The organism is Sodalis-like endosymbiont of Proechinophthirus fluctus (genome assembly GCF_001602625.1).
GTDB lineage: Bacteria > Pseudomonadota > Gammaproteobacteria > Enterobacterales > Enterobacteriaceae.
The window spans coordinates 2,551-3,128 of the sequence record NZ_LECR01000038.1 but is presented as its reverse complement, the minus strand read 5'-3'; the positions used below and the strand labels follow the sequence as shown (position 1 = coordinate 3,128).

At 51.2% G+C, this 578-nt stretch carries 1 pseudogene; it reads right to left on the bottom strand.

Annotated features, from left to right (window positions below):
• Positions 1–578 (bottom strand): annotated as a pseudogene (locus tag BG74_RS16585) (DNA mismatch repair endonuclease MutL); the annotation flags it as partial.

Below are 578 nucleotides of genomic sequence, written 5' to 3'. Positions count from 1 at the left end.
CCGTGCCTGATGAAATCGCACCTCGTGTTTAGCGGGTGAATATTGACGTCCACCTGATGCGGATCCACGTCGAGAAACAGCACAAAGGCCGGCTGACGCGTTTCTGCCAACTAATCTTGATAATCCTACCGTATAGCGTGATTAATTAATTTGTCGCGCATCGTGTGCCGATTAACATAGCTGTACTGTATCTCGGTAACATAGCTGTTACTGTATCTCTAGCAATCTCTAGCAGCGCCCTGCCGCCTCCGGATCCGCTACCCAGATGTGTATCGTCAGATCGCCGTGCTACCAGGATACGCCTAGAGCCTGCTCAACAAAGGCAGGGCTGCAAAGCCCACCTAGTCTGGGCAGATGCTAGTTTTTTGGCTGACCGAGCAGTACTGCTGCACTGTTTTGCCGTTGTGCTGCAAAATGAATGTCATGGCGAATCGTGCCAACACGATACGGCGGATAACTTCATTGGTATAGGTGAACTCGGTCTTTCGGTACGCATGAACTTGCGCCGGGTCGGCATACTAGCCGGGTCGGCATACTATAAAACAGATCCACAACATCCACCATCTTTCCTACCGGAT